The following is an 8,589-nucleotide window of genomic DNA, read 5'->3' on the forward strand; positions in this document are numbered from 1 at the left end:
GCGCCATCGCCGACCAGCATCACGTGCTCGGACTGGTCCATCACCGCACGCGCCAGTTCGATCGGGTTCTTGACCCGGTGCACGCCGGCCACCGCGCCGGCCTTGCCGGTGCGCCCGTCCATGATCGCCGCGTCCAGTTCGTTGCGGCCGTCGTGGGTGAACACCGCGCCCTTGCCGGCGTTGAACTGCGGCGAGTCCTCCAGCACGGTGATCGCCGCGGCGACCGCATCCACCGCCGGCTTGCCCTGCGCCAGCAGCGCCTGCCCGGTACGCAGCGCCTTCTCCATCGCCGCGCGCGCCTCGGCCAGGTCGGCCGGGCTGCTGCTGGCACGCTCGACGCCGGCGCCGCCATGGATCACAAGGGTGGTGGCGGGAATTTCGCGCATGCGCCCGTCCTGCACCGCGTAGTAGCGGTGGAAGACCGGTGCCTCGACGCGGCCGTCGGGCAGGTGCAGGGTGGAACCGGGGCCGACCCCGACGGTCTCGATGCGGGCGGCCTGCAGCGGCTGCCCGGCCGGGGTGGGCGGTTGCAGCGGCCCGGCGACCACGGTGGCCACGGCCTGCGGATCGGTGGCATAGACGCGCGCGGTACCGTCGCCCTCCACCGCCAGCGCGGCGCTCTCGTCCACGCCCAGGCCGATCAGCGGCTCCCCCTTGGGCGCCAGGGTGGCGGCCTTGGCGCGGAACGCAAACAGGCGGCCGAGGCGGTCGCGCTCGCGGAAGTGGGTATCGGTGATGACCCGCTTGAGCAGGTCCAGATGCAGGAAGTCGGTCTCGATGGTGACCGCCGGCCCCAGCGGATCGGCCAGCGCCGCCGGGCTGGTGATGCTGCCGCCGTCCATCGAGCCGTACAGGTACTCGCCCAGCATCGCCAGGCCGGCGCTGGTGCCGCCCAGCGGCTTGCCGGCGCGCACGTGCGCGTCCAGCGCGTCGGCCACCGGGGTGTTCTTCCAGTAGCGCACGTAGCGCGACTGGTCGCCGCCGGCGATGAAGATGCCGTCGGCGCGGGCCAGCGCGCGCAGCAGCGCCGGATCGCTGGAGGCGCCGCGGCCGCTGAACACGAACGTCTCGACCGAGGCCACGCCGCCGACCTTGCGGTAGAACTCCTCGCCCACCTCGTTGGCCTGCGAGGCGCGCAGCACCACCACGTGGCCGTGCCCGGCCTTGGCCATGAACCAGCGCAGCGCGTCGTAGTTGCGGTCGCCGCCCCCCATCAGCAGCAGGCCGGGCGACACCGGGCCGGGTGTGGGCGCGGCCGGATCGCCGACCAGGTACTGGCGGTAATCGCGCGCGACGGCGGGCGTGGCCAGGCACAGGCCCAGCAGCAGCGACATCCAGGGCCGGAACATGCCGACGGAACGGGTCATGCGGATCTCCTCGGGAACGGGGCGGGCAGGCGAGCGTGCGGCTCGTTGCTGAGAGGGGACGAACGGCGGCACGGTTTCCCCCCGCCGCCTTCACCCTCCCATGTCGGCGCGCGCGGCACTTGCCCGCACGCACCGGCGATCGGCTAATGTGGGATCCATGTCCGCTTCCCTCGACGATTGGTTCGTCCAAGAAATCCTCGTCCACGAGCAGGCGCTCAGCGGCTACCTGCGGCGCTGCTGGCCGCATCGCGAGGAGTGGCACGACCTGCGCCAGGAGATCTACGTGCGCGTCTACGAGGCCGCCGGCAAGGCCCGGCCGAGCCTGCCCAAGTCGTTCCTGTTCGCCACCGCGCGGCACCTGATGACCGACCGGTTGCGCCGCAACCGGGTGGTGTCGATCGAGGCAGTGGGGGATCTGGAGTCGATGCACGTCCTGATAGACGAGCTGTCGCCGGAACGCTGGTGCGGCGGACGGCAGGTGCTGGGCCGGCTGGCGGCGGCCTTCGACCGGTTGCCGGACCGCTGCCGCAGCGTGGTCTGGCTGCGGCGGGTCGAGGAACTGCCGCAGAAGGAGGTGGCCGTGCGCCTGGGAATCAGCGAGAAGAGCGTGGAGAAGCACGTGGCCCGGGGCATGCGCCTGCTGGCCGATCATTTCCATGGCGACGAGGGCGCGGCGGCGCCGGCGAAGCCGATGCAGGCGCGGGCACGCGATGGACAGCAGGTGGATTGAGGCGCGTGCGGCGGCCTGGCTGGCGCGGCGCGACCGCGACGACTGGTCCGACGCACGGCAGGCGCGCCTGGATGCCTGGCTGGCCGCAGCCACCGCGCACCGGGTGGCGTTCCTGCGCCTGCAGGCCGCCTGGCAGGAGAGTGGGCGCTTGCAGGCACTCGGCGCCGGCCAGCGCGATGGGCAGGTGCCCGAACGCGGCCGCTGGCAGGGCCTGGGCGGCCGCAGCACGCTGGCGCCGGCCGCCACCGCCGCCAGCGCCGCGCCGGACCTGCGCGGCCTGCGCTTCGCCCCGCGGCCGCGTGCGCCGCGGCGACGGCGCTGGCCGGCGGCGCTGGCGGCCGCGCTGCTCGGTGCCGCGGTGCTGTCCCTGGTCTGGCGGCATGCCGTCGAACCGGTGCCGACCGCCTATGCCAGCGTCACCGGCCAGCTGCGCCCGGTGGCCCTGGCCGACGGCTCGCAGGCCACGCTGAGCAGCGACAGCCGCATCGCGGTGGCGCTGTCGCGCGCGCAGCGGCGCATCGACCTGCAGCGCGGCGAGGCGTTCTTCGCGGTGAGCAAGGACCCGGGCCGGCCCTTCGTGGTCGACAGCGGCGCGCGCCGGGTGGTGGCGGTGGGCACGCGCTTCGCGGTGCGCCGCGAGGCCGATGCGCTGCGCGTGGTGGTCACCGAAGGCACGGTGCGGCTGGAATCGGCGGGCGCGCCGCAGGCGCCGCCGCTGCTGCTGCATGCCGGCAGCATCGCCCAGGCCGGGCCGCACGGGGTGCTGGTACGCCGGGTCGCGCTGGCCGAGGCCGAGCGCGCGCTGGACTGGCGCAGCGGCTACCTGAGTTTCGACGACACCCCGCTGCAGGCGGCGGTGGCCGAGTTCAACCGCTACAACACGGTCAAGCTGCAGGTCGCCGATGCCGGTGCCGCGGCGCTGCGGGTCGGCGGCAACGTGCGCTGGTCCAACGTCGATGCCTTCGTGCGCCTGCTCGAACAGGGGTTCCCGATCCGCGCCGAGCGCCACGGCGACACGGTGTTGTTGCACAGCCGGTAAGCCGTCCCGCGCCGCGCCGGGCGGGCGCGGCGGCGGGGGGATTTGTCGGTCTCGTTCGTCTGGAGCTACTGAGGCGCGCTCCGCGCCCGTTTGGGGAGAAAACTCGATGCGGTATCCGATGCGTGCCCTGCTGCTGAGCATGGCCTGTGCGAGCGCCTGTGCGGCGCAGGCGCAACCCGCTGCCGTTGCCGCCACCGGCACGGTGGACGTCCCCGCCGGCCCGCTGCGCGCGGCGCTGGACACCCTGGCGCGGCAATCCGGCGCGCAACTGATCTACCGCGCCGACCAACTGGGCCAGGCCCGCAGCGGCGGCGCGCACGGCCAACTGGACACCGCGCAGGCGCTGCAGCAGGTGCTGCGCGGCAGCGGCTTCGTCGCCCAGCGCGACCCCTCCGGCGCGTGGCTGGTGCGGCGCCAGGAGCCGGCCCCGGCCCGCGCGCAGCCGGTCCGTGCCGCCGCGCCGGCGCCGGCCGCGGCGGCCGAGGCGCCGGTGGCGCAACTGGACACCCTGCGCGTGACCGGCTCGCGCATCCCGCGCACGCAGGTGGAAGGCCCCGCGCCGATCAGCGTGATCAGCGCCGAGCAGATCAAGGCCAACGGCTTCACCTCGGTGCCGGACGTGCTGCGCGCGATGACCCAGAACGGCGGCGAGACGCAGAGCCCGCAGTCGGCCAGCGGCGCGGACTTCTCGCCCGGCGCGCAGCAGGTGGACCTGCGCGGGCTCGGTCCCAACCACACCCTGGTGCTGGTCAACGGCCGCCGCATCGCCGACTTCCCGATGCCGTTCAAGGGCCGCAGCAACTTCACCGACATCTCCAACATCCCGCTGGGCATGATCGACCGCATCGAGATCCTGACCGGCAGCGCCTCGGCGATCTACGGCTCGGACGCGATCTCCGGCGTGGTCAACTTCATCCTCAAGAAGCACGCCGACGGCACCACGCTGGACTACCGTTTCGGCGACACCACCCGCGGCGGCGGCGAGAGCTTCAACCTCAGCCTCAGCAGCGGTTGGTCGCGCGGCAATTTCGACGCGGTGTTCGGCGCCGAACTGGTCTCGCAGACGCCGCTGTGGGCCTACCAGCGCAGCCGCCAGGACAGCACCCTGGACGGCCCCACCGCACGCTCGCAGGTGCCGCGCCGCACCTTCCTGCGCACCGACGGCAACGACGACTACCTGGACCCGGGCGCGGACACCTGCGCGGCGGTGTCCGGCCTCAACGGCGGCAGCACCGGCTACGCCACCCGCCCGGGCTACGGCGCGTTCTGCGGCAGCAGCGCCTCGATCGGCTACGGCACCATCACCAACAAGCGCCGCGGGCTCAACGGCTACGCCTCGCTGCGCTACGCCTTCGACAACGGCAGCGAATGGTTCGCCGACGTGCAGATGGGCTACCACGAGCTGTCATTGTTCCGCGACGTGACCCAGTGGGGCTACATGGCCCCGGACGGCAACGAGCAGGGCTATTTCTACAACCAGGCCACCGACCAGGTGGAAGCCTGGGGGCGCCAGTTCAGCCCGGAAGAAATGGGCGGCCTCAACGCCGGCACCATCCGCACCCGGCAGAAGACCTTCAGCGTCACCACCGGTTTCAAGGGCCACCTCGGCGCGGACTGGGACTACGAGACCAGCCTCAGCCACTCGCAGTACCAGGCCACGATCAGTTGGCCGCAGATCGTCGCCGCGCGCGCCAATGCGCTGTTCCTCGGCCCGCAGCTGGGCGTGGACGAAGACTCGGGGCTGCCGATCTTCAACGCCGACCCGCAGCGGCTGTACACGCCGCTGAGCCGTGCCGAGTACGACAGCATCGCCCAGCGCACGGTGTACCAGCCGCGCTCGCGCACCGACACCCTCGCCTTCACCGCCACCAACACCGCGCTGTTCTCGCTGCCCGGCGGCGATGCCGGCATGGCGGCGACCGCCGAATTCGGCAACCAGGCCTACAACCTGCGCCCGGATCCGCTGGCCACGCAGTACTACTACTACAGTTGGAAGGACTCCGACGGCCACGGCAGCCGCAACCGCTGGGCGTTGGCCAGCGAGCTGCGCCTGCCGGTGCTGTCGACGGTGTCGCTGAGCCTGGCCGGGCGCTACGACCAGTACCGCTTCGCCGGGCGCTCGCTGGGCAAGTTCACCTACAGCGGCGGGCTGGAGTGGCGGCCGGTGGACACGCTGCTGGTGCGCGCCTCCTACGGCACCGCGTTCCGCGCCCCCGACCTGCATTACGTGTATGCCGGCCCCGGCAACGACGAGACCACCGGCGTGGACTACTACCGCTGCGCCAGCGAGGAACCGGGCGTGGCGATCCAGGACTGCAGCTACAACGAGGAGGCGGTGATCCGCGGCCGCAGCGGCAACCGCGCGCTGAACCCGGAGAACAGCACCTCGTGGACCGCCGGCCTGGTGTGGTCGCCGATGGCCGACCTGGACCTGTCGGTGGACTACTTCAACATCGACATGCGCGACCAGGTGCAGGACCTGCGCGTGGACCAGGTGCTGCGCGACGAGGCCGACTGCCGCCTCGGCGTGCTGCAGGCCACCTCCACCACCTGCCAGCAGGCGCTGGCACGGGTCACCCGCACCGCCGACGGCCGCCTGTACGGGGTCTACGTCAACCCGATCAACATCGCCCGCGAACGCACCAACGGCATCGACCTCAGCGCGCAGTACCGCCTCGACACCGGCATCGGCACCTTCCGCCTGAGCGGCAACTACACCTGGGTGCGCCGCCACGACATCCAGGTGTACGCCGGCGAAGCGATGGTGGACGAGTTCGCGGTCAACAGTGGCTACGACATCCCGCGCACCAAGGCCAGCGCCAGCGTGTCCTGGGAGCGCAACGCCTGGACCGCGACGCTGCACGGCGAACGCCTGGGCCGCCTGCCGACCTCCGATTCCTACGACCAGGTCTACGACCCGGAGAGCGGCGACAGCCCGTGGATCGGCGCCACCTACCGCTACAACGCCTCGCTGCAGTACCGCTTCACCGACCACGCGCAGTTGTCGCTGACGGTGACCAACCTGTTCGACAAGATGCCGCCGCACGACCGCACCTATACGTCGTACCCGTACTACGACGTGTCCTGGTTCGACACCGTGGGCCGCAGCGTGTACCTGCAGTACACGCAGAAGTTCGGCGGCAGCGCGCTGTAGCGCCGGGGTCAAGGCCTGCATGCGGGAGCGGCGTCAGCCGCGACGAGCGGAAGGTCGGCTGACACCGTCCGTCGTCGGGACTGAAGTCCCTCCCACAGTGCAGCCCTCAAGCGATCCTGGCACCGCACTTGTGGCAGCGGCTTCAGCCGCGACGAGTGAAGACCAAGGCCACCTGGTACATTGCTGCGTTGGGACTGAAGTCCCTCCCACAACAACATCCGACCCATGCGCTGCTCCTACGGCATCGGTTGGCGCCGTGGGGCAAAACGGCGGATGGCGCCGCCGTCAGCCGCCGCTGCCCGTCACAAGGTATCGCGGTGCTTGCCGCGCCACGGCCGGTACCATTCGCGGATCGCGGCGATGTCCGCCTGCATGTCCTCGCCGGTCCACACCACCTCGCCAAGGCCGACGGTGCGGCTGGGGTAGTCGAAGTACACCGGGAAAATCGGCACCTGCGCGCCGTGGGCGATCTTCCAGAACCCGGTCTTCCACTTCTCCACACGCTTGCGCGTGCCCTCGGGGGTGATCACGTACCACATGCGTTCGGCGCCGCGGATCAGCGCCACCGCTTGTTCGACCACGCCGCGTGGCGAGTTGCGGTCCAGCGGGATGCCGCCGAGCCTGCGCAGCAGCGGTCCCAGCGGCCACCAGAACAACTGGGTCTTGCCCAGCACGCGCACCTCGAAGCCGACCGCGAACTTGACTGCGAAGCCCAGGAACCCGTCCCAGTTGGACGAATGCGGGGCCACGATCATCACCAGCTTGGGCACGTCGGGGAACTCGCCCACCACCCGCCAGCCGGTCAGCCGCAAGGCGGTGCGGCCGAGCCAGCGCATGAAGCGGCTGGGCCTGACCATCGGCATGTTCGGGGGCGCTGCGGGCAGGCGGTAATCGCGTTCGGTCAAAAGTCACTCCCAGCGGCCGGGCGAGCGGCCGCGTTTGATCTGGCTGCGCTCGCGCTTGGCGTCCAGGCGTCGCAGCTTGGCGCCGTGCGAGGGTTTGGTGGCGATGCGCCGCTTCGGCACCGACAGCCCGGCGGCGATGAACTCGGCCAGGCGCTGGCGCGCATCGTCGCGGTTGCGGTCCTGGGTACGGAAGCGCTGCGCATCGATCACCAGCACCCCGTCGGCGGTGATGCGGCGGTCGCGCCGCGCCAGCAGGCGCGCACGCAGCGGCTCCGGCAGCGACGGCGAGCCGGCCAGGTCGAAACGCAACTCGACCGCGGTGGCGACCTTGTTGACGTTCTGCCCGCCGGCGCCGCTGGCGCGCACGAAGCGCTCGACGATTTCGTCCTCCGGAATCGTCAGGCTGCTCGAGATGTGGATGGCCCCGTTACCCATGGCGCGGATTGTAGGGTATTCGCCGGACCGCCCGGTTTCCGCGTCGGCGCCGCCTGAACGAGCCAGGGAGCGGACGCCGGCCGGTCGCCCGTCCCCACGCGCGGCGGCGGCGGCGCGGCGATTGCCGTATTCTGGCCGCCGGTCATCGTTCTGCAGGATGCTCCATGCCCCCGATTCCGCGCTTCTTCCAGTGGCCGCAGCGCCTGCTGCTGGCCCTGCTGCTGGCCCTGGCCGCCCTCCCGGCGCTGGCCGAACCGCCCACCGATGCCGACGTCAACCGCCTGCTGTCGGCCTCGCGCGCGCAGAACATGCTCGACACCATGCTGCCGCAGATCGAGGCGATGCAGCGCCAGCAGTTCGCCCAGCTCACCGCGCAGCACCCGCTCGACGCCGCGCAGCAGCAGAAGCTGCAGCAGATCCAGGAGCGTACCCAGGCCACCGTGCGCAAGGCGCTGTCCTGGCAGGAAATGCGTCCGCTCTACGTCAACCTGTACAAGCAGACCTTCTCCAAGCAGGACGTGCTGGCGATGGCCGAGTTCTACGAGAGCCCGGCCGGCCAGAGCCTGCTCGACAAGACCCCGCAGTTGATGCAGAACCTGATGGGCGCGATCCAGCAGAAGATGACCCCGCTGTTCGCCGACCTGCAGAAGGACCTGGAACAGACGGTCAACGCGCCGCCGGCCAAGTAACGCGGCATCGATTTTGCGCTGTCGTAGGAGCGGCTTCAGCCGCGACCGGGATGCGTCGGGAACGCCCGGTCGCGGCTGAAGCCGCTTGTGTCAAATAAGGGTCTATCGTTGTAGGTGAGAGCGGAGTGCGGCAGGCCGTTTAGCCGCAGTGCTAGCAAGCACGAGTAGGAGTCAGCGCCGCCGCACTCCGGTTCTCCTGCCTGACAAGCCCGAACAGTTGCCCGAGTGACCAGCTGGCACTCACCAAGGATTGGACTCGGCAGTCGCGGC

General features: G+C 71.2%; 7 protein-coding genes and 1 pseudogene. 4 read left to right on the top strand and 4 right to left on the bottom strand.

Annotation, left to right across the window (positions count from 1 at the left end):
- Positions 1-386: isoaspartyl peptidase/L-asparaginase (locus CEK68_RS21315; protein WP_223875791.1), on the bottom strand; the 386-nt coding region annotated here is incomplete at its 3' end.
- Positions 387-647: 261 nt separating this feature from the next.
- Positions 648-1,367: pseudogene (locus CEK68_RS21320) on the bottom strand (cyanophycinase); the annotation flags it as partial.
- 157 nt (positions 1,368-1,524) lie between these two features.
- On the opposite strand from CEK68_RS21320, the gene CEK68_RS18760 reads away from it, so the two are divergent.
- From CEK68_RS18760 to CEK68_RS18770, 3 genes are all read left to right on the top strand, one after another.
- Positions 1,525-2,097, top strand: a complete 573-nt coding sequence (locus tag CEK68_RS18760; protein WP_017911627.1) for a sigma-70 family RNA polymerase sigma factor — start codon at positions 1,525-1,527, stop codon at positions 2,095-2,097.
- On the top strand, positions 2,078-3,136 hold the full coding sequence (locus tag CEK68_RS18765; RefSeq protein ID WP_152240298.1) for a FecR domain-containing protein: 1,059 nt from the start codon (positions 2,078-2,080) through the stop codon (positions 3,134-3,136). The genes CEK68_RS18760 and CEK68_RS18765 overlap by 20 nt, the downstream gene beginning before the upstream one ends.
- A gap of 106 nt (positions 3,137-3,242) precedes the next feature.
- Positions 3,243-6,290, top strand: coding sequence for a TonB-dependent receptor (locus tag CEK68_RS18770; RefSeq protein WP_152240299.1), 3,048 nt, complete (start codon positions 3,243-3,245; stop codon positions 6,288-6,290).
- Between the two features lie 302 nt (positions 6,291-6,592).
- Here the strand turns inward: CEK68_RS18770 and CEK68_RS18775 are convergent, their stop codons facing one another.
- On the bottom strand, positions 6,593-7,147 hold the full coding sequence (locus CEK68_RS18775) for a lysophospholipid acyltransferase family protein (protein ID WP_152240300.1): 555 nt from the start codon (positions 7,145-7,147) through the stop codon (positions 6,593-6,595).
- A 51-nt stretch (positions 7,148-7,198) separates the two neighbouring features.
- Positions 7,199-7,630: an alternative ribosome rescue aminoacyl-tRNA hydrolase ArfB gene (gene arfB / locus CEK68_RS18780; RefSeq protein ID WP_017907723.1), complete on the bottom strand. Its 432-nt coding sequence runs from the start codon at positions 7,628-7,630 to the stop codon at positions 7,199-7,201.
- A gap of 164 nt (positions 7,631-7,794) precedes the next feature.
- Here arfB and CEK68_RS18785 point away from each other — a divergent pair, with 164 nt between their 5' ends.
- Entirely contained in the window at positions 7,795-8,319 is a 525-nt protein-coding gene (locus CEK68_RS18785) for a DUF2059 domain-containing protein (RefSeq protein WP_017907724.1), read from the top strand.
- Positions 8,320-8,589: the final 270 nt, after the last annotated feature.

This window comes from Xanthomonas sp. LMG 12461 (genome assembly GCF_009192935.1).
Taxonomy (GTDB): Bacteria; Pseudomonadota; Gammaproteobacteria; order Xanthomonadales; family Xanthomonadaceae; genus Xanthomonas_A; species Xanthomonas_A sontii.